General features: G+C 61.4%; 1 protein-coding gene. It reads right to left on the bottom strand.

Annotation, left to right across the window (positions count from 1 at the left end; all coding sequences use genetic code 11):
* Positions 1-121: 121 nt before the first annotated feature.
* Entirely contained in the window at positions 122-433 is a 312-nt protein-coding gene (locus DVK06_RS17945; RefSeq protein ID WP_004058493.1) for a helix-turn-helix domain-containing protein, read from the bottom strand.
* Between the last annotated feature and the right edge of the window lie 5 nt (positions 434-438).

Here is a 438-nt window from a genome sequence, read left to right as displayed (position 1 = left end):
CAGGTGCTGATGCGGGACCGCGAAGTCCTGACGCTCGACGAGTCTGCTGCGATGGACCGCGCCCGCGAAGCTATCGCGTCGCTCCGCGAATGCGTCTAAGCCCCGAAACGACGGATGTCTCTCACCCGGCCAACTCGATTCGAAGCCCGTCGTCGGTGACGAGCACCTCCATGCGTTCGAACGTCCGGCAGTACTGCGAGACGTGTCGGCCGTCGCTGTGGTCCACCATAATCGACTTTTCGAGGAGTGACGCCTCGTGGAGCCGTTTTACCTCCCTGTATGCGGTCGAAAGCGGGACGTCGGCGCGGGAACTCAGCTCTTTGACTGTCAACGGCTCGTCGGCCACACGCAACAGGTCCGGGACCGCTGGTGCGCTCATCAGGGCGAACAATTCCTGTTCGGCAACCGTTTCACCATTATTTATGATGAGCATCGCGC

Source organism: Halorubrum sp. Atlit-28R, assembly GCF_003665955.1.
Classification (GTDB): Archaea; Halobacteriota; Halobacteria; order Halobacteriales; family Haloferacaceae; genus Halorubrum; species Halorubrum tropicale.
Note: the sequence above shows the minus strand (reverse complement) of the source record. Positions and strands in the feature narration are given on the sequence as shown.